Annotated in this window: 27 protein-coding genes and 2 pseudogenes; 14 read left to right on the forward strand and 15 right to left on the reverse strand. The window is 49.5% G+C overall.

Annotated elements, in window-relative coordinates:
* The coding region (locus tag BGE37_RS25975; RefSeq protein WP_123057327.1) for an autotransporter outer membrane beta-barrel domain-containing protein at window positions 1-117 on the forward strand (117 nt) is incomplete at its 5' end.
* Between the two features lie 365 nt (window positions 118-482).
* Here BGE37_RS25975 and minE read toward each other — a convergent pair.
* From minE to minC, 3 genes are read right to left on the reverse strand one after another with little or no spacing between them, the layout of a single operon-like run.
* Window positions 483-749, reverse strand: coding sequence for a cell division topological specificity factor MinE (minE, locus tag BGE37_RS10910; RefSeq protein ID WP_001185665.1), 267 nt, complete (start codon window positions 747-749; stop codon window positions 483-485).
* Between the two features lie 3 nt (window positions 750-752).
* Window positions 753-1,565 carry a septum site-determining protein MinD gene (gene minD, locus BGE37_RS10915; protein ID WP_000101055.1) on the reverse strand — a complete coding sequence of 271 codons (813 nt, stop codon included), beginning with the start codon at window positions 1,563-1,565 and terminating at the stop codon, window positions 753-755.
* Between the two features lie 23 nt (window positions 1,566-1,588).
* Window positions 1,589-2,284 carry a septum site-determining protein MinC gene (minC, locus tag BGE37_RS10920; RefSeq protein ID WP_000072536.1) on the reverse strand — a complete coding sequence of 232 codons (696 nt, stop codon included), beginning with the start codon at window positions 2,282-2,284 and terminating at the stop codon, window positions 1,589-1,591.
* 519 nt (window positions 2,285-2,803) lie between these two features.
* Between minC and BGE37_RS10930 the strand changes: the two genes are divergently transcribed.
* Window positions 2,804-3,172 carry a YcgJ family protein gene (locus BGE37_RS10930; protein ID WP_105288023.1) on the forward strand — a complete coding sequence of 123 codons (369 nt, stop codon included), beginning with the start codon at window positions 2,804-2,806 and terminating at the stop codon, window positions 3,170-3,172.
* Between the two features lie 119 nt (window positions 3,173-3,291).
* On the opposite strand, the gene pliG is transcribed toward BGE37_RS10930, so the two are convergent.
* On the reverse strand, window positions 3,292-3,693 hold the full coding sequence (gene pliG, locus BGE37_RS10935) for a g-type lysoyme inhibitor PliG (protein WP_105288024.1): 402 nt from the start codon (window positions 3,691-3,693) through the stop codon (window positions 3,292-3,294).
* Between the two features lie 239 nt (window positions 3,694-3,932).
* Here pliG and BGE37_RS10945 point away from each other — a divergent pair, with 239 nt between their 5' ends.
* The 3 genes from BGE37_RS10945 (at window position 3,933) to BGE37_RS10955 (ending at window position 5,495) form a co-directional block, all read left to right on the forward strand.
* Complete coding sequence (locus tag BGE37_RS10945) at window positions 3,933-4,226, forward strand: YcgL domain-containing protein (protein ID WP_001295992.1); 294 nt, start codon at window positions 3,933-3,935, stop codon at window positions 4,224-4,226.
* A 71-nt stretch (window positions 4,227-4,297) separates the two neighbouring features.
* Complete coding sequence (locus BGE37_RS10950; RefSeq protein WP_105288025.1) at window positions 4,298-4,957, forward strand: fumarylacetoacetate hydrolase family protein; 660 nt, start codon at window positions 4,298-4,300, stop codon at window positions 4,955-4,957.
* 91 nt (window positions 4,958-5,048) lie between these two features.
* Window positions 5,049-5,495: a YcgN family cysteine cluster protein gene (locus BGE37_RS10955; protein ID WP_024218650.1), complete on the forward strand. Its 447-nt coding sequence runs from the start codon at window positions 5,049-5,051 to the stop codon at window positions 5,493-5,495.
* 206 nt (window positions 5,496-5,701) lie between these two features.
* On the opposite strand, the gene hlyE is transcribed toward BGE37_RS10955, so the two are convergent.
* On the reverse strand, window positions 5,702-6,613 hold the full coding sequence (hlyE, locus tag BGE37_RS10960; protein ID WP_001306826.1) for a hemolysin HlyE: 912 nt from the start codon (window positions 6,611-6,613) through the stop codon (window positions 5,702-5,704).
* Between the two features lie 371 nt (window positions 6,614-6,984).
* On the opposite strand from hlyE, the gene BGE37_RS10965 reads away from it, so the two are divergent.
* Together BGE37_RS10965 and umuC are read left to right on the forward strand one after the other, a co-directional pair.
* Window positions 6,985-7,404: a translesion error-prone DNA polymerase V autoproteolytic subunit gene (locus tag BGE37_RS10965; protein ID WP_000897378.1), complete on the forward strand. Its 420-nt coding sequence runs from the start codon at window positions 6,985-6,987 to the stop codon at window positions 7,402-7,404.
* Window positions 7,404-8,672 (forward strand): DNA polymerase V catalytic protein, encoded by a 1,269-nt coding sequence (gene umuC, locus BGE37_RS10970; RefSeq protein WP_105288026.1) that lies wholly within the window; start codon window positions 7,404-7,406, stop codon window positions 8,670-8,672. The genes BGE37_RS10965 and umuC overlap by 1 nt, the downstream gene beginning before the upstream one ends.
* Before the next feature lie 44 nt (window positions 8,673-8,716).
* Here the strand turns inward: umuC and dsbB are convergent, their stop codons facing one another.
* Together dsbB and nhaB are read right to left on the reverse strand one after the other, a co-directional pair.
* Complete coding sequence (gene dsbB, locus BGE37_RS10975; protein WP_000943444.1) at window positions 8,717-9,247, reverse strand: disulfide bond formation protein DsbB; 531 nt, start codon at window positions 9,245-9,247, stop codon at window positions 8,717-8,719.
* 145 nt (window positions 9,248-9,392) lie between these two features.
* The gene (nhaB, locus tag BGE37_RS10980) at window positions 9,393-10,934 is read right to left on the reverse strand and encodes a Na(+)/H(+) antiporter NhaB (RefSeq protein WP_000406391.1); all 1,542 of its coding nucleotides are present in this window, start codon (window positions 10,932-10,934) and stop codon (window positions 9,393-9,395) included.
* A 221-nt stretch (window positions 10,935-11,155) separates the two neighbouring features.
* Between nhaB and fadR the strand changes: the two genes are divergently transcribed.
* On the forward strand, window positions 11,156-11,875 hold the full coding sequence (fadR, locus tag BGE37_RS10985) for a fatty acid metabolism transcriptional regulator FadR (RefSeq protein WP_000234823.1): 720 nt from the start codon (window positions 11,156-11,158) through the stop codon (window positions 11,873-11,875).
* 51 nt (window positions 11,876-11,926) lie between these two features.
* Here fadR and BGE37_RS10990 read toward each other — a convergent pair whose 3' ends face one another.
* Window positions 11,927-13,459, reverse strand: a complete 1,533-nt coding sequence (locus BGE37_RS10990) for a SpoVR family protein (RefSeq protein ID WP_000190853.1) — start codon at window positions 13,457-13,459, stop codon at window positions 11,927-11,929.
* A 329-nt stretch (window positions 13,460-13,788) separates the two neighbouring features.
* On the opposite strand from BGE37_RS10990, the gene dadA reads away from it, so the two are divergent.
* Complete coding sequence (dadA, locus tag BGE37_RS10995; protein ID WP_001266908.1) at window positions 13,789-15,087, forward strand: D-amino acid dehydrogenase; 1,299 nt, start codon at window positions 13,789-13,791, stop codon at window positions 15,085-15,087.
* A gap of 9 nt (window positions 15,088-15,096) precedes the next feature.
* Window positions 15,097-16,167, forward strand: a complete 1,071-nt coding sequence (gene dadX / locus BGE37_RS11000) for a catabolic alanine racemase DadX (RefSeq protein WP_000197857.1) — start codon at window positions 15,097-15,099, stop codon at window positions 16,165-16,167.
* 167 nt (window positions 16,168-16,334) lie between these two features.
* On the opposite strand, the gene BGE37_RS11005 is transcribed toward dadX, so the two are convergent.
* The gene (locus BGE37_RS11005) at window positions 16,335-17,735 is read right to left on the reverse strand and encodes a hypothetical protein (RefSeq protein ID WP_103253918.1); all 1,401 of its coding nucleotides are present in this window, start codon (window positions 17,733-17,735) and stop codon (window positions 16,335-16,337) included.
* Window positions 17,736-17,887: 152 nt separating this feature from the next.
* Here BGE37_RS11005 and BGE37_RS11010 point away from each other — a divergent pair, with 152 nt between their 5' ends.
* Both BGE37_RS11010 and BGE37_RS25980 read left to right on the forward strand, forming a co-directional pair.
* Complete coding sequence (locus BGE37_RS11010; protein ID WP_165289471.1) at window positions 17,888-18,265, forward strand: hypothetical protein; 378 nt, start codon at window positions 17,888-17,890, stop codon at window positions 18,263-18,265.
* A 138-nt stretch (window positions 18,266-18,403) separates the two neighbouring features.
* Entirely contained in the window at window positions 18,404-18,562 is a 159-nt protein-coding gene (locus BGE37_RS25980) for a hypothetical protein (RefSeq protein WP_419470900.1), read from the forward strand.
* On the opposite strand, the pseudogene BGE37_RS11015 reads toward BGE37_RS25980, so the two are convergent.
* A pseudogene (locus BGE37_RS11015) lies at window positions 18,500-20,170 on the reverse strand (potassium/proton antiporter); the annotation flags it as partial. The gene BGE37_RS25980 and the pseudogene BGE37_RS11015 sit on opposite strands and share 63 nt — an antisense overlap.
* Before the next feature lie 94 nt (window positions 20,171-20,264).
* Window positions 20,265-21,179, reverse strand: coding sequence for a muramoyltetrapeptide carboxypeptidase (ldcA, locus tag BGE37_RS11020; protein ID WP_088542322.1), 915 nt, complete (start codon window positions 21,177-21,179; stop codon window positions 20,265-20,267).
* A 99-nt stretch (window positions 21,180-21,278) separates the two neighbouring features.
* Here ldcA and emtA point away from each other — a divergent pair, with 99 nt between their 5' ends.
* A complete protein-coding gene (gene emtA, locus BGE37_RS11030) occupies window positions 21,279-21,890 on the forward strand; it encodes a membrane-bound lytic murein transglycosylase EmtA (RefSeq protein WP_001295616.1) in 612 nt (203 codons plus the stop codon).
* A 1-nt stretch (window position 21,891) separates the two neighbouring features.
* Here emtA and ycgR read toward each other — a convergent pair whose 3' ends face one another.
* On the reverse strand, window positions 21,892-22,626 hold the full coding sequence (gene ycgR, locus BGE37_RS11035) for a flagellar brake protein YcgR (protein WP_105288027.1): 735 nt from the start codon (window positions 22,624-22,626) through the stop codon (window positions 21,892-21,894).
* Window positions 22,627-22,826: 200 nt separating this feature from the next.
* Here ycgR and BGE37_RS11040 point away from each other — a divergent pair, with 200 nt between their 5' ends.
* On the forward strand, window positions 22,827-23,081 hold the full coding sequence (locus BGE37_RS11040) for a GlsB/YeaQ/YmgE family stress response membrane protein (RefSeq protein WP_001353273.1): 255 nt from the start codon (window positions 22,827-22,829) through the stop codon (window positions 23,079-23,081).
* A 49-nt stretch (window positions 23,082-23,130) separates the two neighbouring features.
* Here the strand turns inward: BGE37_RS11040 and BGE37_RS11045 are convergent.
* From BGE37_RS11045 to BGE37_RS11055, 3 genes and pseudogenes are all read right to left on the reverse strand, one after another.
* Window positions 23,131-24,104 (reverse strand): annotated as a pseudogene (locus BGE37_RS11045) (TonB-dependent receptor domain-containing protein).
* Window positions 24,105-24,129: 25 nt separating this feature from the next.
* Window positions 24,130-24,984, reverse strand: a complete 855-nt coding sequence (gene modD, locus BGE37_RS11050; protein WP_105288028.1) for a ModD protein — start codon at window positions 24,982-24,984, stop codon at window positions 24,130-24,132.
* Complete coding sequence (locus tag BGE37_RS11055; RefSeq protein WP_105288029.1) at window positions 24,981-25,793, reverse strand: class I SAM-dependent methyltransferase; 813 nt, start codon at window positions 25,791-25,793, stop codon at window positions 24,981-24,983. The genes modD and BGE37_RS11055 overlap by 4 nt, the downstream gene beginning before the upstream one ends.

Genomic DNA, 25,793 nt, shown 5'->3' on the forward strand with positions numbered 1-25,793 from the left:
GGTATTAAAGCCTCATTCAGCAGTTCGTTAAGCGGGCATCTCGGGGTGGGGTATAGCCATGGTGCCGGTGTGGAATCGCCATGGAACGCGGTGGCTGGTGCGAACTGGTCGTTCTGACCATCAACGCTTAAACTGCGCTTCGGCGCAGTTTCCGTTTACAGGATGTTAAAAGGGAAAATTCTGCGGCAAAAAAAGCCCGCCAGTTACGGCGGGAAACCTCATCCTATGGGAGAACAATGAATAATGAAATTGCGGGGTTATCATCTCCCAGCATACCAATACTAACAATAAGGTTATTTACTCAGCCAGGTATAAACAATTTGTTCTGTGTGGGGGGAACGGCATTAAGGTGTAAAGGGGGGGAAGCAATGCGTCGCATCAGCAAGAATGCTCGCCGCGCTTACTAAACGTGGATGAGAGGAATGAAAAACTCAAGGCAGAGATGACTCTGCCTTAAAGATAAATGCGCTTTTACAGCGGGCTTATTTCAGCTCTTCTGCTTCCGGTAAGGTCACGTTCAGCTCAAGAATAGAAATATCGCCATCTTTTTGCTCAAGCTGTACGGTTACCATCTCAGGATCAATTTGTACGTATTTACAAATGACCTCAAGAATATCTTTACGCAACTGCGGCAGATAATGCGGTTCTGCATCGCTGCGACGGCGTTCAGCAACAATAATCTGCAGCCGTTCTTTTGCAATGTTGGCCGTGTTTTTCTTCCGCGAGAGAAAGAAATCGAGTAATGCCATAACTTATCCTCCGAACAAGCGTTTGAGGAAGCCTTTCTTCTCTTCTTCAATGAAGCGGAAAGGACGTTCTTCTCCCAACAGACGTTCTACGGTATCTGCGTAGGCTTTACCCGCATCGGCGTTAATGTCGAGAATGACCGGTTCACCCTGGTTAGAGGCGCGCAATACTGATTGATCCTCAGGAATCACGCCGACGAGTTTGATGCGCAGGATCTCCAGCACATCTTCCATGCTCAACATGTCACCTCTGCTCACGCGGCCTGGGTTATAACGCGTTAACAGCAGATGCTCTTTAATAGGCTCTTCGCCATTTTCTGCGCGGCGTGATTTCGACGCCAGAATGCCTAAAATACGGTCAGAGTCGCGTACTGAGGAGACTTCCGGGTTGGTGGTAATAATGGCTTCGTCTGCAAAATAGAGTGCCATTAACGCACCGGTTTCAATCCCTGCCGGGGAGTCACAAACGATAAATTCAAAGTCCATCGCTTTCAGATCATCAAGAACTTTGGCGACCCCTTCACGGGTAAGGGCATCTTTATCGCGTGTTTGCGATGCCGGAAGAATATAGAGATTTTCAGTACGCTTATCTTTAATTAACGCCTGATTTAGCGTTGCATCGCCCTGAATGACGTTGACGAAATCGTAAACGACCCGGCGTTCACAACCCATAATCAGGTCGAGATTACGCAGGCCGATATCAAAATCTATCACGACAGTTTTCTTTCCCTTCTGGGCCAAACCAGTGGCGATGGCCGCGCTGGAGGTTGTCTTACCAACACCCCCTTTGCCCGAAGTAACAACAATAATGCGTGCCATAGAAATTCCTTGTTAAAAAGGGATCAATTTAACGGTTGAACGGTCAAAGCGTTTTCGACTAACTGTAGTCGCGCTGCTTTGCCATAAAATTCTGCTGGGATTTGATCACTCAGCCAGTATTCACCTGCGATGGACACCAGTTCCGCCATCAGGTTCGTACAAAATATTTGCGTTTCCCGGTCACCACTTGCCCCTGCCAGCGCACGACCGCGCATCATGCCATAAACATGAATGTTACCATCGGCAATCAATTCGGCCCCAGCGCTAACGTGGCTTGTAACAATCAGATCACATTGTGGAGCATAAATACGCTGACCGGAACGCACCGGGGTATCTATTAAACGCGTTTTTGTGACCGGCGTTGTATTTTGCGCTGGAGCCTGCGGTGCGGGAGCTGGACGCGGCGCTTTTTCCTTTCCTTCCGTCAGGATAGGCAGCCCCATCTTTTCAATTTCGGCTTTAAGTTGCGCATCTTTGCAGCCACTTACGCCAATAACCCGCAAACCGGTTGCCGAAACAGCCTTATGCATCGCTGACCAGTTTACCGGGTCTTCAAGTGCACTGACGTTGAGTACAACAGGGGCATGTTTTAAAAATGCGGGGGCCTGAGCGATTTTGTCTTCCAGCGCCTGATGAATAACCTTAGGTTCTGCCTCATGCAGATGAACCACAGATAAAGTGAAGCTACTGCCTTTAAGCTCGATTGGCGTGTTTGACATCCTGGCCTTACTCAATTAGCTATTAATCATCGCCAGCGCGCGATGATGTTCCGAAGACTATAAGGCATGTTATAGTCTGGATTATATTGAGGCAAGTCACCCTCCCATTTATTCAGAGTAAAAGTCTATTCTGTGATAAATGACGCTGATTCATAGCTTAAAAAATATCCTTGTCAATCAACCTATTGCCGTCGTACTTTTGATTGTTCTTATTTACGCTTCCTTTTTCCGCACCCTAATCGTGACAGCATCTCCAGACCTGTTTAAATATCCAGTATTGAGGAAAGTGTATTTTTTCACCACGCCAGGCTTTCTTAACTTTCCATTTTTTGCGGCATCATTAAAGAACAGATACCCGTTATCTTAATATCCGCCACAGAATTGCTCTATCATAGAAACCGCAGAAGACGTCTGATACTTCTGTCAGGTCATCGTAACTCGTCCAGGTCAGCGGTTTTGATTACGGATTGATGATGAAATGAGCATAAGTGTTGTACGGTTGGATTATCAGGATGTGCTATGAATATGATGCGTATTTTTTATATCGGATTGTCAGGTGTGGGGATGATGTTCTCATCAATGGCGTCTGGAAATGACGCTGGCGGACTTCAATCTCCGGCGTGCGGCGTTGTTTGCGACCCGTATATTTGTGTGAACTCAGATGGCATTTCCCCAGAGTTAACAAGGAAATATCTCGGCGAAAAAGCCGCTGAAAACTTACAATCATTACAAGGCTACGATCCCAGCGAATTTACATTCGCTAACGGTGTATTTTGCGATGTTAAAGAAAAATTATGTCGTGATGATCGTTATTTTGGTGTGGATGGTAAGCGGGGTGGAAAAATCAATCAAACCACCACAAAGATGTTATTTATGTGTCGTGAGTGATGCCTTGTTTACATTATGTTCTATTCGGCATTGTCTGCTATTCGTCATTAACCTCTTGAGCGACAGAGAGGAGTGGGGCGTTAACGTTTATGACGGGGAGAGTCCCCGTCGGTTGACATTTACTTAATTTGAATATTGACGTTATATTTTTTAGTTTTGTTTTTACGGGCGTCGTTTCGGGTTTGCAGCACTCGCAGCTCATATTTGCCAGAAGCAGGGAGTGAGTATTGTCCGTGACTATCGAGTTCTGGGGAATATCTGGATAAATCAACAGAATCATCGATTCCTGGCCCGAAGAGGTAAGTATCAGCGCCTTCATTAGAGATACTCACATGCACTTTCTGACCTTTTTTGGCATAGAAGATATATGTATCGTAATCGTATCCCTTTATTTCGCCGGAGTACTGAGCGCTGCTATGGCCTTTTCTGAACTCAACATTGACATTCTTACCCGCAGCAAAGCTCGTGGAGGTTAGCAGTGCAAGCAATAATACAGCCTTACTGATGCCCTTGATTTTCATAGGTAGTCTCCTGTTCAGAATGAGTACGATGAACTGTTATAATATAACAATTCATCACAGGAGAATTCCAGTGGCTTTCCTGCGTTCGGTTAAATCCCGGCGCGGCATTTTTGCCGGGGATCACTTATTAAGGGCGCATGGACTGAACAAACCGCAGAAATCTACAGCTGGCTGGCTTGTGGCGCGGGTTTCATTGATGTTAGCTTATGCCAAAACCTGGCATCTTAAAGAGTAAAAGTATGTTTTGTGTGATTTATCGAAGCAGCAAGCGTGACCAGACTTATTTATATGTCGAAAAAAAAGACGATTTTTCGCGTGTACCTGAGGAACTGATGAAAGGTTTTGGTCAGCCTCAGTTAGCGATGATTCTGCCGCTGGATGGGCGGAAGAAACTGGTCAATGCCGATATTGAAAAGGTTAAACAGGCATTAACCGAGCAAGGTTACTATTTGCAGTTACCGCCACCACCCGAAGATTTGCTGAAGCAACATCTTTCCGTCATGGGGCAGAAAACAGACGACACGAACAAATAACCGATATCCGGCGGTGGCATTATCTTTGTCGGCGCGGGTTTTCATATCCACGATAAGGTGAGGGGAACGTTATGTATCAACATCACAACTGGCAAGGTGCGCTGCTGGATTATCCGGTGAGTAAAGTAGTCTGTGTTGGTAGTAACTATGCCAAACATATTAAAGAGATGGGCAGCGCAGTGCCCGAAGAGCCAGTGCTGTTTATTAAACCAGAAACGGCACTGTGCGATCTGCGGCAGCCATTGGCGATCCCATCCGATTTCGGTTCAGTTCATCATGAAGTCGAACTGGCGGTATTGATTGGCGCGACGCTGCGTCAGGCTACGGAAGAGCATGTCTGCAAAGCCATTGCCGGTTACGGCGTGGCGCTCGATCTGACATTGCGTGATGTTCAGGGAAAAATGAAGAAAGCCGGGCAGCCGTGGGAAAAGGCCAAAGCGTTTGATAACTCTTGTCCGCTTTCCGGGTTTATTCCCGCGGCGGAATTCACCGGCGATCCGCAAAATACAACGCTGGGCCTGAGCGTAAATGGCGAACAACGCCAGCAAGGTACGACTGCGGACATGATCCATAAAATCGTTCCGCTGATCGCTTATATGAGCAAGTTTTTTACCCTCAAGGCCGGTGACGTTGTGCTGACAGGCACGCCTGATGGCGTCGGCCCGTTGCAAAGCGGTGATGAGCTGACAGTCACTTTCGATGGGCATTCTTTGACAACTCGCGTTTTGTAATACTTTTTGCCGCCTGAAAGCGGCGGCAAAACTTGCATCGCTGTGCCAGACTGGTTATAAGGTGCGTTTTAACGTAATGGCGGAACACCTGATGAGCGATGTACCTTTCTGGCAAAGTAAAACCCTGGACGAAATGAGCGATGCGGAATGGGAGTCGTTGTGTGATGGTTGCGGTCAGTGTTGCCTGCATAAACTGATGGATGAAGACACCGACGAAATCTACTTCACTAACGTCGCCTGTCGCCAGCTCAATATTAAAACCTGTCAATGTCGGAACTACGAACGTCGTTTCGAGTTTGAACCCGACTGCATTAAACTAACCCGTGAAAATCTGCCAACATTCGAATGGTTGCCAATAACCTGCGCTTATCGCTTGCTGGCGGAAGGTAAAGATTTACCTGCGTGGCATCCGCTGCTTACTGGTTCGAAAGCGGCAATGCATGGCGAACGTATCTCTGTGCGTCATATCGCAGTGAAAGAATCAGAAGTGATTGACTGGCAGGATCATATCTTAAATAAACCTGACTGGGCGCAGTGATAAATTTAATAGATGTTGATGGGGGCTTTCTTAATATACGTCTGAATGCTCGCCATTTCGTAGCCCTGTTTTTGAAAGCGCTCTGTCATAATGAGAGTTACCCGATACCTTATTATCAGCAGGTAACTCTCAATCTTTAAAAAACGGCTGTATTTTTAAATGTGATAAACTTTATACCTTGAGTACATGGAGAGAATAATCGCTTATCAGACTTCAGGTACCTCAAAGAGTGTCTTCTTACCGTGTCTTTTCTGATACTCATTACAGGTGTTAATCATTTTTTTTGCCGCTTCTTTTAGCAAAGAAAGCATTAAATCATCATAATCAACGTAGAATCTGGTTGTTTCAGTTTCCGTTTTTATCTCCCCGATGGCGGCTATTTCGGTGGTTAATTTCAATTTGGCAGCATCGATATCTTTATTCGCTTGTTTAACCGTGTTAGACAGGGTGGTAAAGAAACTCTGCACAGATTTTAACTTGTTCTTCAATTCTGGAATCAGTTTCCCTTCAACTACGCCCGCAGCAATAGAATAGGAAATGATTAATCCAAATGGACCGGCGACGACACCGGCTGCGGCACCGGCATACGCTTCCTTCCTGATTTTATCTACCTGTGACTGGAAATAGCTGCTTTTTTCTGAAAAATCATTGGTTAACTGGCTATCTAACGCCAGCAGTTTTCCAGAAGCGTTGTTGAAACTTTGTGAGCTTACCAGCAGAGATTTTTGCGCTTCATTCAGCTTCGTGATGCCGTCATCCAGTACCTTAATGAGAATGTCTTTCTGGGCGGATGCTTTCTTCTCATTGTACTCATCAAATAGCAAAATATATGCTGCGAGCAATTGCGTCGCAACACCACACCATTCATACACCGTTTGGGTTGCTTCAAAATACTTATCCTGGCTATCCATAAGTAAGGTTTTAATATCGCCAACTAAAACGGAGGCTGCCTGTGAATACTCCTGTTTAAAGCGACTTAGCTCTTTTATGGTTTCATCGAAGGTCTGCCAGGGGATGACCTGATCGAGATATTTATTATAAAGGTCTAATGCTCCATCTGCGGTTTCGATTGCGTTTTTAACTACCTCTACCGTTTTATCTGCAACGATTTCAGTCATAATCATTCGCCTCTTTAAATATATAAATTGTAATGAAACCCCTGTTTTACAACGATTAATGAATTTTACTTCATCTAATTCATAGTTAGGCGGGTGAGATGCGTCAATGTCTTTATTTCTATTAATATGATAAATATCAAACAATGTTTAATGTCATTATGGCGAATGCTTCTATTCTATTTTTAGCCGGGTGATATTTTTCATTTCTGCTGGATGAGCGTCGTCGCCAGAAGGCCGCGTGAGCACAGGATAAGAGAACGAAAAATCAGCAGTCTATGCAGCGACAAATATTGATAGCCTGAATCAGTATTGATCTGCTGGCAAGAACAGACTACTGTATATAAAAACAGTATAACTTCAGGCAGATTATTATGTTGTTTATCAAGCCTGCGGATCTCCGCGAAATTGTGACTTTTCCGCTATTTAGCGATCTTGTTCAGTGTGGCTTTCCTTCACCGGCCGCAGATTACGTTGAACAGCGCATCGATCTGAATCAACTGTTGATCCAGCATCCCAGCGCGACTTACTTCGTCAAAGCAAGTGGTGATTCTATGATTGACGGTGGGATTAGTGACGGTGATTTACTGATTGTCGATAGCGCTATTACCGCCAGCCATGGTGATATTGTCATCGCTGCTGTTGACGGCGAGTTTACGGTGAAAAAATTGCAACTACGCCCGACAGTGCAGCTTATTCCCATGAACAGTGCATATTCACCCATTACCATCAGTAGCGAAGATACGCTGGATGTCTTTGGTGTGGTGATCCACGTCGTTAAGGCGATGCGCTGATGTTTGCCCTCTGTGATGTAAACGCGTTTTATGCCAGTTGTGAGACGGTGTTTCGCCCTGATTTATGGGGTAAACCGGTGGTTGTTTTATCTAATAACGACGGTTGTGTTATTGCCCGCAACGCCGAGGCAAAAGCGCTGGGCGTTAAAATGGGCGATCCCTGGTTCAAACAAAAAGATCTGTTTCGCCGCTGTGGCGTGGTTTGCTTTAGCAGTAACTATGAGCTTTACGCCGATATGAGCAATCGGGTGATGTCGACGCTGGAAGAGCTATCGCCCCGCGTCGAGATTTACAGTATTGATGAGGCATTCTGCGATCTGACCGGTGTGCGTAATTGTCGCGATCTGACTGATTTTGGCAGAGAAATTCGCGCAAAGGTGCTACAACGTACCCATCTTACTGTTGGTGTGGGGATCGCCCAGACCAAAACGCTGGCTAAGCTTGCCAATCATGCGGCAAAAAAATGGCAGCGGCAGACGGGTGGGGTGGTGGATTTATCAAATCTGGAACGCCAGCGTAAATTAATGTCTGCTCTCCCCGTGGATGAAGTCTGGGGGATTGGACGGCGGATCAGCAAAAAACTGGACGCGATGGGGATCAAAACCGTTCTCGATTTGGCGGATACAGATATCCGGTTTATCCGTAAACATTTTAATGTCGTGCTCGAAAGAACGGTGCGTGAACTGCGCGGCGAACCCTGTTTGCAGCTGGAAGAGTTTGCACCGACGAAGCAGGAAATTATCTGTTCCCGCTCGTTTGGTGAACGCATCACGGATTATACGTCGATGCGGCAGGCCATTTGTAGTTACGCTGCCCGGGCGGCGGAAAAACTTCGCAGCGAGCATCAATATTGTCGGTTTATCTCCACATTTATAAAAACGTCGCCATTCGCGCTCAATGAACCTTATTACGGCAATAGTGCGTCGGTAAAACTACTGACGCCCACTCAGGATAGCAGGGATATTATTAACGCCGCTACGCGATCTCTGGATGCCATCTGGCAAGCGGGCCATCGCTACCAAAAAGCAGGCGTGATGCTGGGGGATTTCTTCAGTCAGGGAGTCGCGCAGCTCAATTTATTCGATGACAATGCACCGCGTCCCGGGAGTGAGCAATTGATGACGGTGATGGATACGCTGAATGCCAAAGAGGGCAGAGGAACACTCTATTTTGCCGGGCAGGGGATCCAGCAACAATGGCAGATGAAGCGTGCCATGCTTTCACCACGTTATACAACACGAAGTACGGATTTACTGCGGGTCAAATGAACATAGCGGCAGCAAAAAGCGCTCCCGCAGGAGCGCCAAATGGATTAGCGACCGAACAGGTCACGTTTTTTCGCTTTAAACGGCTGGGAAATCACCACCAGCACCGCGACAATGAGGTAAGCGATAAAAATACCGAGCAGCCACTGCGGCATTTCCAGACCTAAAAATTCCCACTGACGCTCGGCACAATCGCCAGAGGCGACAAACACTTGCGGTACCCATTTATCCAGCGGCAGCCAGTCAGGGAAACGAACCATAAAATCACAGGTCGCAAACGGCGAAGGATAGAGCTGAAGCATGGTGTGCTCGTAAGTTAACTGCACACCGCGGAACGCACTATACAACCAGATAATCATCGCTACATAACGCAGCGGAGTTTTCGGGGCGATCGCGCCAATCAGCGCAGCACCCAGAATGCCGAATAATGCGCAGCGTTCATAAATACAGAGCACGCAAGGTTTCAGTAACATCACATGCTGGAACCACAGCGCCGTCAGTTCCAGTGCCAGAGCGGTAAACGCCATCAACAGCCACGCGCCCCGACCTTGTGAACATTGATTCAAAAATCGCAACATAATCATTTCCCTGCAATATGCATAGAGTGCGCAGTTTAAACCAATTCATTCGCTGCGCCACCAGGAGGCAGCAAAAATAGGACGCAATTGGACAATTATCGGGCGAAAAGGCAAACCGGGCATTTATATGCCCGGTAAGTTGTTATCAAAGCGTTGCTATCCAGCCCATTTGCATAAACCATTCGGTTACAGGGGCAAGCGTAAACTCGACGCAGAGCAAGCCGACGAGTGTCAGGACGAGGGTGTAAGGCAGGGCCATCCACACCATGCGCCCATAAGAGAGGCGAATCAATGGCGCGAGTGCAGAGGTCAGCAGGAACAGGAACGCAGCCTGACCGTTCGGCGTAGCGACGGAGGGCAGATTGGTACCGGTATTAATGGCGACCGCCAGCAGCTCGTATTGCTTCAACGTGATAGCGCCACTTTCCATTGCCGCTTTCGCTTCGTTGATATAAATCGTCCCCACGAAGACGTTATCCGAAATGGATGACAGCAGACCGTTGAAAATATAGAACAGCGACAGCTGAGCATGTTCCGATGCCTGCAACACAAACTGAATAATCGGCGAAAACAGTTGTTGGTCGATAATCACCGCGACTACCGAGAAAAACACCGTCAACAGTGCGGTGAATGGCAGAGATTCGGTGAAGGCTTTACCGATAGCATGTTCATCAGTGACACCAGTCAATGATGTCGCCAGAATAATGACCGACAAACCAATCAGGCCAACCTCCGCCAAATGCAACGCCAGCGCGGTGACCAGCCAGACGCCGATAATCGCCTGGACAATCAGACGAATTTTATCCTGACGGGTACGCTGGTGGCGACTTTGATCGTCAAACTGTTGCAGCACTTCGCGGACTTTCTCCGGCAGCGTTTCGCCGTAGCCAAACCAACGTAGCTTCTCCACCAGCAGGCAGGTCAACAGGCCACAAATCAGAACTGGAACGGTCACCGGCGACATGCGCAGGAAGAAATCGCCAAAATGCCAGCCAGCCGCTTTAGCGATGATCAAGTTCTGTGGTTCGCCCACCATGGTCATCACGCCGCCTAATGCGGTGCCGACACCTGCATGCATCATCAGGCTGCGCAGAAAACCACGGAACTGTTCCAGAACCACTTTGTAATGCTTGTCGATATGACTATCGTCTTGCAGGTCGGTATCTTCAGTACGGGAAGAGGCTACGCGGTGATAAATACCATAAAAACCGACGGCAACGCTGATCACCACCGCCACGACGGTTAAGGCATCGAGGAACGCGGAGAGGAACGCCGCTGCCACGCAAAAAGAGAGCGACAGCAGCATTTTGGAGCGAATGCTTAACAGCAAACGGGTAAATATGAACAGCAACAGCTGTTTCATAAAATAGATACCCGCCACCATAAACATCAGTAACAGCAAGACTTCAAGATTTGCCGCCACCTCTTCACGGACGTGTTCCGCGCTGGTCATGCCGATGAATACCGCTTCGATAGCCAACAGGCCACCGGGGAGTAGCGGGTAGCATTTCAGGGCCATCGCCAGAGTGAAAATAAATTCCGCTACCAGCAACCAGCCAGCGACGAAAGGGCTGATGAGGAAAATTAACGGATTTACGATTAAGAAAATGATGAGGGCGAGTTTGTACCAGTCGGGGGACTGGCCCAAAAAATTGCGCCATAGCGCGCGGCCCCAGGAGATCTCCATGATGGTTTCCCTTACCTTACAAATAATCAATGATGTTTTTATGTTTAAACGCAAAGCTTAACGGTCAGGCAGGAGTGAGGCAAGTCTTGATAGTCAAGGGTAAAGAGATGCGGAAAATGAAGCCTTGATCCCTTTTTTCTTCTTTTTGTCTGCTATCAGCGTAGTTAGCCCTCTGGTATGATGAGTCCAACTTTGTTTTGCTGTGTTATGGAAATCTCACTATGGTCATTAAGGCGCAAAGCCCGGCGGGTTTCGCGGAAGAGTACATTATTGAAAGTATCTGGAATAACCGCTTCCCTCCCGGGACTATTTTGCCCGCAGAACGTGAACTTTCAGAATTAATTGGCGTAACGCGTACTACGTTACGTGAAGTGTTACAGCGTCTGGCACGAGATGGCTGGTTGACCATTCAACATGGCAAGCCGACGAAGGTGAATAATTTCTGGGAAACTTCCGGTTTAAATATCCTTGAAACACTGGCGCGACTGGATCACGAAAGTGTGCCGCAGCTTATTGATAATTTGCTGTCGGTGCGTACCAATATTTCCACTATTTTTATTCGCACCGCGTTTCGTCAGCATCCCGATAAAGCGCAGGAAGTGCTGGCTACCGCTAATGAAGTGGCCGATCACGCCGATGCCTTTGCCGAGCTGGATTACAACATATTCCGCGGTCTGGCGTTTGCTTCCGGCAACCCGATTTACGGTCTGATCCTTAACGGGATGAAAGGGCTGTATACGCGCATTGGTCGTCACTATTTTGCCAATCCGGAAGCGCGCAGTCTGGCGCTGGGCTTCTACCACAAACTGTCGGCGTTGTGCAGTGAAGGCGCACACGATCAGGTATACGAAACAGTGCGTCGCTATGGGCATGAGAGCGGCGAGATTTGGCACCGGATGCAGAAAAATCTGCCGGGTGATTTAGCCATTCAGGGGCGATAATCCCTTCCGTTTAAAAAGCAAACCCCTCAAACGAGGGGTTTTTTGTTGTTTTTACAGATTTCCCATTCTCGGCGGGCAGCGTTCCAGCAACTCGACGCTGCCGTCTTCGTTTTGCTGTTCCAGCATCACATCAAATCCCCACAGGCGATGCACATGCTTCAGCACTTCTTTGCGCCCCCGATCCAGCGGTGCGCGATTATGTGGAATGTAACGCAGCGTCAGCGAACGGTCGCCGCGCAAATCCACGTTCCAGATCTGAATATTCGGCTCCAGATTACTTAAATTATATTGCGACGATAACCGGTTACGGATCTCCCGATAACCTTCTTCATTATGAATAGCGGAAATCTCCAGATAATTATGCCGATCGTCGTCCAGCACGGTGAAGAAGCGGAAATCACGCATCACTTTCGGTGACAGGAACTGACTGATAAAGCTCTCATCTTTGAAATCACGCATCGCAAAATGCAATGTGTCCAGCCAGTCAGAACCGGCGATATCCGGGAACCAGTATTTGTCTTCTTCCGTTGGCGACTGACAAATCCGTTTAATATCCTGGAACATGGCGAAACCAAGCGCATACGGGTTTATTCCGCTGTACCACGGGCTGTTATAGGGCGGCTGGAAGACCACATTGGTGTGGCTGTGCAAAAACTCCAGCATAAAACGTTCCGTTACTTTCCCTTCATCATACAGATGGTTAAGGATGGTGTAGTGCCAGAAGGTCGCCCAGCCTTCGTTCATCACCTGAGTCTGTTTTTGCGGATAAAAATACTGGCTCACCTTACGCACAATACGCAGAATTTCACGCTGCCATGATTCCAGCAGTGGCGCATTTTTCTCCATAAAATAGAGCAGGTTTTCTTGTGGCTCGGACGGATAGCGGCGCGCTTCAGCAACCGTTTTCTCTTCCTCGCGCTTCGGCAGGGTACGCCAGAGCATATTGACCTGACTTTGCAGATACTCTTCGCGACTTTTCTGCCGGGCTTTCTCTTCTTGCAGCGAGATTTTTTGCGGGCGTTTGTACCGGTCCACGCCGTAGTTCATCAGCGCGTGGCACGAGTCCAGAAGCCGTTCTACTTCATCAACGCCATAACGTTCTTCGCACTCGGTAATATATTTACGGGCAAAAATCAGATAATCGACAATCGAACTGGCGTCGGTCCAGCTACGGAATAAGTAATTATTTTTGAAGAAAGAGTTATGCCCATAGCAGGCGTGTGCCATCACCAGCGCTTGCATGGTAATGGTGTTTTCTTCCATCAGGTAAGCGATACACGGGTTAGAGTTAATGACGATTTCATAGGCCAGTCCTTGCTGACCGTGCTTATACAGCCGTTCAGTCTCGATAAACTTTTTACCGAATGACCAGTGTGGATAGTTAATTGGCATGCCGACGCTGGAGTAGGCATCCATCATCTGTTCTGAGGTGATCACTTCAATCTGGTGCGGGTAGGTATCCAGCCGATAGAGTTTCGCTACCCGGTCTATCTCTGCCAGATAAACATCCAGCAGGTCAAACGTCCAGTCGGGTCCATCGCTCAAACGTGTGGTGTCCTTATTCATAGAATCGATCGTCGCCATACGCGCACCTCATTGTTGTCGGTGCTCTCTGTGTGGAACACCTCATTTCAAGCATAGAACACCTGTTAAAAACCGCGTCGCCGAAGAATTTTTTTCTTTGCGATTTCTTATTATCAGAGTGCCAGTAATTCGCTTCTGAGCGGAATTTTATGCTGGTTAAAAAGGGTGTTCAGCAGGAGATACTAAAGATGCCATATTGCTGCAGAGTCAGGGAGATGTGAGCCAGCTCACCATAAAAAAGCCGTATGTTGAATAATATTTTCAACTGAGTTATCAAGATGTAATTAGATTATTATTCTTTTACTGTATCTACCGTTATCGGAGTGGCTATGCGAGTTGTCATACTGGGAAGTGGTGTGGTAGGCGTTGCCAGCGCCTGGTACTTAAATCAGGCAGGACATGAGGTCACCGTCATTGATCGGGAGCCGGGGGCAGCCCTGGAAACCAGTGCCGCGAATGCCGGGCAAATCTCTCCCGGATATGCTGCACCGTGGGCGGCACCAGGTGTGCCTTTAAAAGCGATTAAATGGATGTTCCAGCGCCATGCGCCGCTGGCGGTTCGTCTCGACGGTACGCAGTTCCAGTTGAAATGGATGTGGCAAATGTTACGTAACTGCGACACCAGCCACTACATGGAAAACAAAGGACGGATGGTGCGTCTGGCGGAATACAGCCGTGATTGCCTGAAAGCATTGCGCGCCGAAACCAATATTCAGTATGAAGGGCGTCAGGGTGGGACGCTGCAACTGTTCCGTACCGAACAACAGTATGAAAATGCGACCCGCGATATCGCCGTGCTGGAAGATGCTGGCGTACCGTATCAACTGCTGGAATCCAGCCGCCTGGCGGAAGTGGAGCCCGCGCTGGCAGAAGTAGCGCACAAACTGACGGGTGGTCTGCAACTGCCCAATGACGAAACCGGAGACTGCCAGCTGTTTACCCAGAATCTGGCGCGGATGGCGGAGCAGGCGGGGGTTAAATTCCGCTTTAATACGCCCGTTGACCAACTGCTTTGCGACGGCGAGCAAATCTACGGCGTGAAGTGTGGCGATGAAGTGATTAAGGCCGATGCGTATGTGATGGCGTTTGGTTCTTACTCGACGGCGATGCTCAAAGGCATTGTTGATATTCCGGTGTATCCGCTGAAAGGCTACTCGCTGACTATTCCGATTGCACAGGAAGATGGTGCGCCGGTGTCTACCATCCTTGATGAAACCTACAAAATCGCCATTACCCGTTTCGATAACCGCATTCGTGTTGGTGGAATGGCGGAAATTGTTGGCTTTAACACCGAGCTGTTGCAACCGCGTCGTGAAACGCTGGAGATGGTGGTTCGCGATCTCTATCCACGCGGCGGTCATGTCGAGCAGGCCACATTCTGGACTGGTCTGCGCCCGATGACGCCAGACGGTACGCCGGTTGTGGGGCGCACACGCTTTAAAAATCTGTGGCTGAATACCGGTCACGGTACGCTCGGCTGGACGATGGCTTGCGGTTCCGGTCAGTTGTTAAGCGATCTGCTCTCTGGTCGTACGCCAGCGATCCCGTATGAGGATTTAAGCGTAGCACGCTACAGCCGTGGATTTACGCCATCACGCCCGGGCCATTTACATGGCGCGCACAGCTAAGGAAACGAGATGACCCGTCCGATACAGGCCAGCCTCGATCTGCAGGCATTAAAACAGAATCTTTCCATTGTCCGGCAGGCCGCGCCGCACGCGCGTGTCTGGTCGGTGGTAAAAGCGAATGCTTACGGGCACGGTATTGAGCGTATCTGGAGCGCGCTAGGGGCCACCGATGGCTTTGCATTACTTAATCTGGAAGAGGCAATAACGTTACGTGAGCGCGGCTGGAAAGGACCGATCCTGATGCTGGAGGGTTTTTTCCATGCACAGGATCTGGAGATTTATGACCAGTACCGCCTGACCACCTGCGTCCACAGCAACTGGCAGCTCAAAGCACTGCAAAATGCGCGGCTAAAAGCGCCGTTGGATATTTATCTTAAAGTGAACAGTGGGATGAATCGGTTGGGCTTCCAGCCCGATCGTGTGCTTACCGTCTGGCAGCAGCTGCGGGCGATGGCGAATGTTGGCGAAATGACTCTGATGTCGCATTTTGCCGAGGCGGAGCATCCTGAGGGGATTGCCGGCGCAATGGCGCGTATTGAGCAGGCGGCGGAAGGGCTGGAATGTCGGCGTTCATTGTCCAATTCGGCGGCGACTCTGTGGCATCCGGAAGCGCATTTTGACTGGGTTCGGCCTGGCATTATTTTGTATGGTGCTTCGCCGTCGGGTCAGTGGCGCGATATCGCCAATACCGGATTACGTCCGGTAATGACGCTAAGCAGTGAGATTATTGGTGTCCAGACGCTAAAAGCGGGTGAGCGTGTGGGCTATGGCGGTCGCTATACTGCGCGCGATGAGCAACGAATCGGCATTGTTGCCGCAGGATACGCCGACGGTTATCCGCGCCACGCGCCTACCGGTACACCTGTTTTAGTCGACGGCGTGCGTACCATGACGGTGGGGACAGTCTCGATGGATATGCTGGCGGTCGATTTAACGCCTTGCCCGCAGGCGGGTATTGGTACACCGGTTGAGCTGTGGGGCAAGGAGATCAAAATTGATGATGTTGCCGCCGCTGCCGGAACCGTGGGTTATGAGTTGATGTGCGCGCTGGCGTTACGGGTCCCGGTTGTGACGGTGTAACTTGTTGTAAGCCGGATCGGAGGCAGTGTCTTCTGGTTGCAAAAAAATCATCCATCCGGCTGGTCAGCAACTTTCGCTGTTAATGTGACAGAGCCATTTTCCATGATAGTGCCCATTAAAATGATGGACACTATTTCCCCGGAACCTGAGCTCACCGCACAGGCGTTCTACATAAAACGCTTACGCTTCATTGTTGACTCGAACTCGACTTCAGATAAATCTCGCTTTACCCTTAATGCAGATTCGGGTTCATGTTCAGAATGTTGATTAACAGGCTGCGAGTCCTGTTGTCTTTCCAGACTCAACAGGCCCAACTGCTGATCCAGGAGCTCCAGGTCCTCCTGTACTTTCACGCGCTCCAGGAGTACCGGATCCTCCAGGTGCTCCAGAGCCATCAGGTCCTCCAGCTCCTCGAGTCCCTCCAGGTCAAACTGGCCTTCCTTGCGCAAAAAGTCTAAAAGGTCCGACAGGCCTTCCTGTTTTTTCAGGCCCTCAACGGCTTTGAGCAGCGTCGGCAAATTGTCTGTGTCCCAAGGGTTACTGTTACAGTCAAACAACTTCAGGCTACGGGGCTGCGGCACCGGTATCGTTTTAAACTGGTTGTGACCACAGTAGTATATTATTAGCTTGGGCGGCAGCCGTGGTGCAGAGATCAAATCGTTACTAGAACAGTCAAATACTTTCAGGCGAGTCAGGCTCTCCAGCATCTCATCAGGTATGAAGCTAATACAGTTGTCAGCACAGCGCAGTGTATACAGGTACTGAGGCATCGACGGCGGTAAAAATTGCAATGAGTTCTCAGAACAGTCAATCACTCTCAGGTTAGGCGACAGCTCAGGTAGCCAGATAATATAGTTTTCACAGCACTTCAGTATCATCAGTTTCGGGGGCTGCACCTTTGGTAACAAGATCAAAACGTTATCCATACACTCAAGCACCCTCAGTTCCTTCGGCAACATCTTCGGTAACGCGGACAACACGTTATTATTGCAGTAAAATTTCATCAGAAGTGGAGGCAAATTTTCAGGGAGTGAGGTCAATCCAAGGTCGCTAAGATTGAGCATAATTTGTCTATTTATGAGACATTCCTTCATTCTGCGCAATGCCTCTGCCCGGTTTTCAGTTCGGTTTGCTGGCAGGTTTTCTTCCAGGATATTTTTCAGGATTTCTTTCACGTCTTCTTGTGATATTTCTGGCACTTTTTTTTGCAGGATTTCTTGCTGGGTTTCTTTCAGAGTTTCGTGCAGGTTTTCTTGCAGACCATCTTGCTGTATAGCCCATGTGCACCATTCGGCGACCAACCTGAACTCGTTATATTGCGGATCCGGAGGGGCCTCCAACGTGATGGTAATATTGTTTTCCATCTGTATTTTCACTTTGTCCGCGTTACTGAGGTCAATGATCCTCTGGGGGGCATCACCCCAGCGAAATTTTTGCGGGCCGAGATACTGCATGTTCCGCAAAAGATGATTCTTGAATTCCACCGTCAGTAAGCGCCGCCCTGACGGGTGTACGCCTGTGTTATAGGAAGATGGGGCGAATAGGCGTATGTCTTTAATGCTGGCCATAATGCTATGCATCCTTGAAATAAATATCCTCTGGCAGCGCCGAAGACGTGAATGTGGTCACCGCAACGGTGCCACAAAACGTCATTTGCGCTGATATAACGACTCATCGTTGACTTTTTCCCGGGTCAGAAATGCCGTGTCGGGTCTGGTACATGCGTAACAGATCTGAACAAGTTTTATTACGGCCCAGGCAGCGTAGACGTATTAAAGAAAATACGAGAGCGAACGACCCGGAAATAATCGTTATTAAGCAAAAGAATAACTATAAGAAATCGCTCATTTATCCGGTGTTACAGGCGGATGAAACGCCACTACATATACAGGGCAGTCTGATACGCGTATTGGTTCTCTATGGGCTATTTCAGCGCGGCAGGATGTGTGGGGGAATATTTTCGGGCGATGCCAGGCCGGAACCCCTGGTGGTTGACGGGAATGCCGGTAATGCGGGACTAGTTTTTCATCACCTGTTGCTGTCAGAAGAAGTCATTACACTGACTTTTTTGAGCTGGCCGAGATTTTTAGTGTTTTGAGTTTATTGGCTAGTTCATTAGCCAGAGCCTGCATGGTTTGTCGTCCATAATTTAACTTTCTTCCGATGTTGGAATGAGCATATTAAAGTCAGGAAATGACAAGGTTATGTACAGGCTCAGGCTGCGTTCAGCAAAGCATTGTATCCGGTGATAGATGCAGCATTATATTTAAGATTCAGTGTCCTCTTCTGCTACCCGTACACCAATCTTCAACACTTCATTATCTTCTTTCTCGGCCACCGTCCAGATCATCCCGGCAAACTCTACCTGGTCACCGACAACCGGTGCCGCGCCTAACAACTGCTGGACAATTTCACCCAGCGTTTGCTGCTTATCACGATATTCTCGCCCGTCTTCCAGGCCATATATCAGCGCCACATCAGCATATTTAGCGCTGGCTTCGAGAATGAAGTCACCAAAGAAGCGTTGATCCAGCGCGACAGGTGGCGACTGGCTGAACAGTTTACCGAGCGCCGGGAGATCGCGTTCCCGACCAATTACACACAACACATCGCCTTCGCGCAGTCGGGTGCTGCCGGTAGGATGAAGCAACTGGTTATCACGAAACAGTGCCGCAATACGCGTCTCTTTTGGCATATGCAGATCGCGCAGTGCCGCGCCCACGCACCATTTATCGGCACTCAATTGATAAACAAACTGCTCCCATGGATTTTCCGGATGAATATCCAGGCCAACGCGTGACACCGGACGCCCCACTGGTGGAACGACCACTTTAGCTTTTTTCGCCGCCCACGAGAGTGATGTTCCCTGCAAGAGCAGTGAAACCAGAACCACAAAGAAGGCGACATTAAAGAACAGTCGCGCATTCTCCAGCCCTGCCATCATCGGGAATACGGCCAGGATGATTGGCACTGCGCCGCGTAATCCCACCCAACTGATAAACACGCGCTCACGTAGATTAAAACCGCGGAACGGTAGCAATCCGGCAAATACCGAAAGGGGACGGGCGAAGAAAATCATCCATGCGGACAAAATGAGCGCCGGAATGGCAATAGGCAGTAGATCGCTTGGGTTAACCAACAGCCCCAGCACCAGGAACATGGCGATTTGTGCCAGCCAGGCAAGGCCGTCGAAATTTTGCAGAATGCCGTAGCGGTTGCGAATTGGCCGATTACCCAGCAGAAAACCGCACAGATAAACAGCCAGAATACCGCTGCCTTCCAGCGCCGTGGTTAAAGCAAAAATTAAAATACCGCCGCTTAATGCCAGCAATGGATATAAACCGGCGGGCAGGGCGATGCGATTAATCATTTGCAGCAGTAAATAACCACCGCCAAGACCGATGACAATCCCGAGGCCAAATTGTTGCAGAATATCGACCACGAACATCCAGCTGACACTGCTTTCATGCTGCTGGATCATCGCAATCAGGGTAATCGTCAGAAAGACCGCCATTGGATCATTACTGCCGGATTCAATTTCCAGCGTCGAGCCAACGCGTTCGTTAAGCCCCTTACCACCCAGCAGAGAAAATACCGCCGCAGCATCGGTGGAGCCGACGATAGCGCCGATTAATAAGCCTTCAATCAAATCAAGATTAAACAGCCACGCCGCCATCATGCCGGTTAAACCAGAGGTGATAAGCACGCCCAGCGTCGCCAGTGACAGCGCCGGTCCTAGCGCTACGCGAAAGGAGCTGGCCTGAGTGCGCATCCCGCCGTCGAGCAAAATAATCGCCAGCGCCAGGTTACTTACCATGTAGGCGAAGGGGTAATTATCAAACGGGATACCGCCGATGCCATCGACTCCCGCCAGCATGCCGATCGCCAGAAAAATAACCAGAATAGGAATGCCAAGACGGGAAGAAAATGAACTAAGTAAAATACTGCTGGTGACAAGGATGGATCCTAAGATGAAAAGGCTAATTATTGTTGTGGCATCCAACGGTCGGTTACTCCTGATTACGCTGTCTCTTATATAAACCCTACCATATTAGCGGCAGAGACAGCGTTTTACTTAGCCCTGAAGCGTGATTTTTTTACATTTTAAGAACAGGATGACCGCTAATCGTCAACTGAGTGCCTTCCTGGGTGTTATTAAGAATGGCATGTGCGCCCAACGGCAGCGTAACCGTACGTTGTTCATGACCAAAATCGAGGCCGGTAATGAGTGGAATCGACAGGCGGGAACGCAAAAACGCGTACACTGACTCCAGGTTGTAACCTGCGTCATAATCATTGGGCGTGCTGCCGCTAAAGCTACCGAGAATAATCGCCTTCTGACGTGGCAAAATTCCAGCATGATAGAGCTGCAACAGCATACGTTCGACGCGGAAAGGATGCTCGTTAATATCTTCCAGCACCAGAATACCGTTTTCGATTTGCGGCATCCACGGTGTACCAATCAGTGAAATCAGCATCGCGAGATTGCCTCCCCATAACGTGCCTTCGGTCTGACATGTCGGGCCTTCCCCTTGCCATTCAATGGTGAAGGTTTCATTGCGTAACGCCAGCCAGAAGTGGTGTTCGGTAAAGGCGTTCAGCTCATCCGCGCCAAAGTTTGCCACCAGCATCGGGCCGCTAAAGGTGATGACATTGCCTTGTGCCAGTAGACCGCACTGAATGGCCGTAAAATCGCTATGACCGCAAATGAGCAACGGGTCATGTTGTTGGCGAGCCGCCAGTGCCTGCCAGTCAATATCTGCCAGTAAACGACTGGCACCGTAACCGCCACGTACTGCCAGCACGATGGTGTTGGGGGTAGTGAGTTTGGCAAGGGAATTGATATCTTCCAGACGCTCCGTTTCCGTACCCGCAAAACGCTCACAACGACGGGCAATAACCTCGACGTTATTGACCTGATGCCCCGCGTCGGTAAGGCGCTGGATACCACGCAGCGCATCGTGTTGTTTTATGCAGTAACCCGATGGGGCTATTAAGTGAAACAGAGACATGGCAATTCCTTGCTGACAACAGAAACGAAATGTATATCATGCCGCTTAGGTGTGCCGTTGTCACCTCAACGGCGATTCCAGGCTATAAGGATAGAAGAAGTGAAATTAAGATGGTTTGCCTTTTTGATTGTGTTATTAGCGGGTTGTTCATCAAAGCATGACTACACGAACCCGCCGTGGAACGCGAAAGTTCCGGTGCAACGTGCGATGCAGTGGATGCCCATAAGCCAGAAAGCCGGTGCAGCCTGGGGCGTCGATCCACAATTGATCACGGCGATTATCGCTATCGAATCGGGTGGTAATCCGAACGCGGTGAGTAAATCGAATGCCATTGGTTTGATGCAGTTAAAAGCTTCAACCTCCGGACGTGATGTTTATCGCCGTATGGGCTGGAGCGGTGAGCCGACGACCAGCGAGCTGAAAAATCCAGAACGTAATATTTCAATGGGCGCGGCTTACCTGAATATTCTGGAAACCGGCCCGCTGGCAGGCATTGAAGATCCGAAGGTACTGCAATATGCGCTGGTGGTGTCATATGCTAACGGGGCAGGTGCGCTGCTACGGACTTTCTCGTCAGATCGGAAAAAGGCGATCAGCAAAATCAACGATCTGGATGCTGACGAGTTCCTCGACCATGTAGCACGAAATCATCCTGCGCCGCAGGCACCGCGCTATATCTACAAACTTGAGCAGGCACTGGACGCGATGTAAATCAGTCGCGCACTTTGGCCGCTTTCTCCCGGGCTTCCCGCTCGAGAGAGAAAATAATCCGCTGTAATTGCCGCTCCACCGTCGGGCTGACGTTAAGAAAACGGAAGCTCAGACGGGGAGTGGTGATGGTTTCATTCTTGCCATCAATCACTTTGCGCTCGCTGATGGAGATTAATTGGGCGTCAAAGTGAAAAACACCCCATTGCCCCATGTTGACTTCAATCTGAGTGAAGCGCATGCCTTCGTGCAATCCGGCAGGCTTTGCCGTTTCCAGTAATGCGCCCATGCCGCCTAACGACAAATCATACAGGCGGAAACGTAACGTACTGTTATCCGCCAGTTTGGTCTGGCAAAAATAAGGCGGATGGAGTGGGGCGGAGATGCGGAAATATCGGCGTCGTTGTACAAACCACAAGGTGGGAGGCGGTACGGTAATAAATGCCGGAAGCTGCAAGTATTCACTCTGCTGTAGTTGTTCAACAGTAAATTCGACTTTCGCGCCTTGGGTTTCGGCGGTAATGGTAATGTGTTGCGCCTTTAACACAGCGTTGTTATCTTCGGCTTGACTGCCGAAATCCAGCACCAGTTTATCCGGGGTTATTGCCAGTATTTTGCTGATCAGCTGCCCGCCATTCCAACTGATACGCAAAGGAATTGCGGCTTTGTGCAAATCGCGTAACACGCCCAGGACGGCTAACGGATTTTGTTTCAGGAACTGCTCATGGTAATGACTCACGCGGAAAAACTCCTGACTGACAAACTGTCTTTGGTTTATCGGTCACAGTTAACAAAACTTAATACAAATGCGTGAATATTTTTTACATGTTGTTCTTAAATCAGCCGACAAACGCCCAGCATCGATCCCGCCCTTGCCTATACTTAGAGCGTTGACGTAAGCATTTCTTGCGTCCGATTCATCGAAACGAGGGCCTGAACATGGGAATTATTGCCTGGATTATTTTTGGCCTGATAGCCGGCATTATCGCCAAGCTAATCATGCCGGGGCGTGATGGTGGTGGATTTTTCCTGACCTGTATTCTCGGGATAATCGGTGCGGTGGTTGGCGGCTGGCTGGCGACCATGTTTGGCATTGGCGGCTCCATCAGTGGTTTTAATCTGCACAGCTTCCTGGTGGCGGTAGTGGGCGCTATCCTGGTGCTGGGTGTTTTCCGCCTCCTGCGAAGAGAATAAGATTTTCATAAGGCGGATAGCGATACAGATGTTGCTATCCGCTTTCACATCAGAACGTATATTCGACACCTGCCCAGAAATTGCGACCTTCTTCAATAAACCCTTCACTGTAGGCATATTTGGTATCAAACAGGTTATTGACCGACGCATTAACGCTGAAGCCATGACCTAAGGTGTAATCGGCTCGAATGTGGGTCACCGCAAAACCGGCGGCTTTTTGTGAACCGTCACTGTTGCTGTAGCTGGAGGAACGCGCCTCTTCCGACAGCGTTACGCTTAACGGCTCCCACGGTTTGAGAGTCATCCATGCGGTCATTGTCTGCGTTGGCAGATCGGTTATCTTGCCGATGTCTTTACGTTTGGTATCAGCGTGGATCAGGGCGTAGCTCAATCCTACATCCAGTATATTGCTGATTTTCCCCTTAATACCGGCATCCAGACCGCTGTAATCCACCGTGCCGCTGTTCTGATTTTGAATGGTATCGGCATCGATATTGTGCCAGAAGCATGCATATCGTAGGCATTGTCCTGGCTACGGCTCCATCCCTGGCGATATCCCAGACTTGCTTCCAGAGGTTTTGTTGGCTTCTGGGTGGTGATATTAATGGCTCCGCCCATCTGATTAGGCCCCTGAAGCAGCGACGAATACCCTTTGGAAACTTCAACTGCCCCCAAATTGTTGGTCAGAATCCGCGCCAGATCGAGGTTGCCGTCATAGGGAACATAAATGGGCACACCGTCGAAATAGACCGGCACCTGACGACTATCAAAGCCACGAACTTTGACCTGTTCTTCGTTGCGGCTACCTGACTTTTGCAGTACCACGCCGGGGACGACACTTAATGCCTGAGCGACATTCTGTTTATCCAGGGCCTTCATGGTGGGTTGATCGAGAACGGTGGTCGTCGTCGATGATACCGGACTGGACCATACGGTCAGCGTGTCACTCTCCTGAGCCGCTACGGCCTGCTGGGTAAAGGCAAGTGATAATGCTGTGCAGAGATAACGTTTTTTGAGTCTCATAGAATAAATTCCGTTTAACAAAGAATTAAATAGAGGCTGCGGGTTGCAGACTGACTTTAATGTCAGCTGGTGTCGCGTAATAAGGCGCGGAGGTAATAAAAAGGCGAATGCCGCAGTCGAGGTAATTTTTGAGTGTTGTTAGATTAATTCCGCCGGTCAGAGCCAGCGTGCAGTGAGGAGCCAGCGACGGTGCTATTTGCGCAATTTCAGTTGCCTGTTGCGGATTAAATTTGTCGAGCTGAAGTACGTCTGGTTGCGCGCGTAACGCGGCGATTGCCTCTTTCGGCGTGTCGGCTTCAACAACTATTTTCTTCTCGGGTGCGTGGCGACGTAACTGATTGATTGCGCCTGACCAGTCCTGATTGTCATGAAGAAAATGACGGTGGTTGGCAAACAATAATATGGTTTCCGCACATCCGGCACGATGAATCAGTCCTCCGGCAGCCAGAATTGCCTGCGAGGCCAGTAAGCGGGTGCCCGGAATTGCTTTTCGGGTGCAGGCGATATTGCCATCAGGGTAACGTTCACGAAGTAACGCCAGCATTTGAGCGAGATAATCAGAAACACCGCAACTCCACTCCAGCACATTCTGGACTGCCTTCCATCTCTGATGAAGTGCTGCGGCATTACCTTGCGCACGGATTAGCCGCTGACCCGCGTTCGCTTGAGAACCGTCGCTGACCGCGTCATCAATAGTTAATCCCAGCGTAGTTAACATCTTACACGCGACAGAAATTCCGCTGACGCAGCCGCCCTGACGGAGAAAAAACTCTATATAGCCATGCTGGTGTCCAATATTTAATGCTCGCGTGGTCAGGTCACCGCCCTGGATATCTTCCAGAAGTAACGCATCGATTTGTGCCTGAGAAAGGAAAATCATCGCAGTGCCTCTTGCGGTACGCTATCCCACCAGATGAGCGCCCAGTCGCGGCTGGCAGGGGCGAGGGCACGAGCATCTTGTTGTTGATACCAGCGATATAACCGCTCACGCTCATCGTCGTTAAGCGCGCCCAGACTCCAGCTGACGTTCTGCTCAAAACGTTCCCAGGTGCTGTTATCCTGTTGGCAATTTTGTCCACGGATAAAATCAACGTGAGCATAAATTCCCATCTGATACAGGACGTTGAGCGCAAAGATATAGTTGGGTAATTCGATCACTTCCCGACCAGCCGCCCGCTGAATGGCTGGAGAGACGAACGAGGTGCTGACCAGATGAGTCGTATAGACGCGAAGCCGTGCCTGATTATTCAGTTTGCTCATTGCCTGGCGCATATCAGCCACCAGAGTGGAGCGGGAAGCCACGGCAATATCGCAGCGTGGCAGGTCACTCCAGTCCTCTTCCCAGGCGCGCTGGATCCAGTGGACATTGTCTGCCTTTAGCGCGGCGGCGCGACGGGCGGCAACCTTCAGCATCCCCTGACTGTAATCAACGCCATAAATCGTCGTGAGTTTGTCAGCCAGCGCCAGCGATACGGTACCCGGTCCGCAGCCCATATCGAATAAGGTCTGCGCGCCTTGCAGATCAATTTTAGCGGTCAGTTGTTGCAGGTAGCTGTCCGTAGGCGAGGAGCAATTTTCCGCCATTTTTTCCGCCCGTTGATCCCAGTGATCCGGCGTTTTTTCTGTGCGGTGGGCCAGCTTGAGTTGCTGCAGGTAAAGGTCCGCAAAATCAATCTCATCAATGAGCAT

It is taken from the genome of Escherichia sp. MOD1-EC6300 (genome assembly GCF_002965045.1).
In the GTDB taxonomy this organism is placed as follows: Bacteria; Pseudomonadota; Gammaproteobacteria; order Enterobacterales; family Enterobacteriaceae; genus Escherichia; species Escherichia coli_F.

Bases quoted from the DNA above. Each gene is read 5' to 3' on its own strand.
- minE (WP_001185665.1), bottom strand. From the start codon at position 749: ATGGCATTACTCGATTTCTTTCTCTCGCGGAAGAAAAACACGGCCAAC.
- minD (WP_000101055.1), bottom strand. From the start codon at position 1,565: ATGGCACGCATTATTGTTGTTACTTCGGGCAAAGGGGGTGTTGGTAAG.
- minC (WP_000072536.1), bottom strand. From the start codon at position 2,284: ATGTCAAACACGCCAATCGAGCTTAAAGGCAGTAGCTTCACTTTATCT.
- BGE37_RS10930 (WP_105288023.1), top strand. From the start codon at position 2,804: ATGAATATGATGCGTATTTTTTATATCGGATTGTCAGGTGTGGGGATG.
- pliG (WP_105288024.1), bottom strand. From the start codon at position 3,693: ATGAAAATCAAGGGCATCAGTAAGGCTGTATTATTGCTTGCACTGCTA.
- BGE37_RS10945 (WP_001295992.1), top strand. From the start codon at position 3,933: ATGTTTTGTGTGATTTATCGAAGCAGCAAGCGTGACCAGACTTATTTA.
- BGE37_RS10950 (WP_105288025.1), top strand. From the start codon at position 4,298: ATGTATCAACATCACAACTGGCAAGGTGCGCTGCTGGATTATCCGGTG.
- BGE37_RS10955 (WP_024218650.1), top strand. From the start codon at position 5,049: ATGAGCGATGTACCTTTCTGGCAAAGTAAAACCCTGGACGAAATGAGC.
- hlyE (WP_001306826.1), bottom strand. From the start codon at position 6,613: ATGACTGAAATCGTTGCAGATAAAACGGTAGAGGTAGTTAAAAACGCA.
- BGE37_RS10965 (WP_000897378.1), top strand. From the start codon at position 6,985: ATGTTGTTTATCAAGCCTGCGGATCTCCGCGAAATTGTGACTTTTCCG.
- umuC (WP_105288026.1), top strand. From the start codon at position 7,404: ATGTTTGCCCTCTGTGATGTAAACGCGTTTTATGCCAGTTGTGAGACG.
- dsbB (WP_000943444.1), bottom strand. From the start codon at position 9,247: ATGTTGCGATTTTTGAATCAATGTTCACAAGGTCGGGGCGCGTGGCTG.
- nhaB (WP_000406391.1), bottom strand. From the start codon at position 10,934: ATGGAGATCTCCTGGGGCCGCGCGCTATGGCGCAATTTTTTGGGCCAG.
- fadR (WP_000234823.1), top strand. From the start codon at position 11,156: ATGGTCATTAAGGCGCAAAGCCCGGCGGGTTTCGCGGAAGAGTACATT.
- BGE37_RS10990 (WP_000190853.1), bottom strand. From the start codon at position 13,459: ATGGCGACGATCGATTCTATGAATAAGGACACCACACGTTTGAGCGAT.
- dadA (WP_001266908.1), top strand. From the start codon at position 13,789: ATGCGAGTTGTCATACTGGGAAGTGGTGTGGTAGGCGTTGCCAGCGCC.
- dadX (WP_000197857.1), top strand. From the start codon at position 15,097: ATGACCCGTCCGATACAGGCCAGCCTCGATCTGCAGGCATTAAAACAG.
- BGE37_RS11005 (WP_103253918.1), bottom strand. From the start codon at position 17,735: ATGGCCAGCATTAAAGACATACGCCTATTCGCCCCATCTTCCTATAAC.
- BGE37_RS11010 (WP_165289471.1), top strand. From the start codon at position 17,888: ATGCGTAACAGATCTGAACAAGTTTTATTACGGCCCAGGCAGCGTAGA.
- ldcA (WP_088542322.1), bottom strand. From the start codon at position 21,179: ATGTCTCTGTTTCACTTAATAGCCCCATCGGGTTACTGCATAAAACAA.
- BGE37_RS11040 (WP_001353273.1), top strand. From the start codon at position 22,827: ATGGGAATTATTGCCTGGATTATTTTTGGCCTGATAGCCGGCATTATC.
- modD (WP_105288028.1), bottom strand. From the start codon at position 24,984: ATGATTTTCCTTTCTCAGGCACAAATCGATGCGTTACTTCTGGAAGAT.
- BGE37_RS11055 (WP_105288029.1), bottom strand. From the start codon at position 25,793: ATGCTCATTGATGAGATTGATTTTGCGGACCTTTACCTGCAGCAACTC.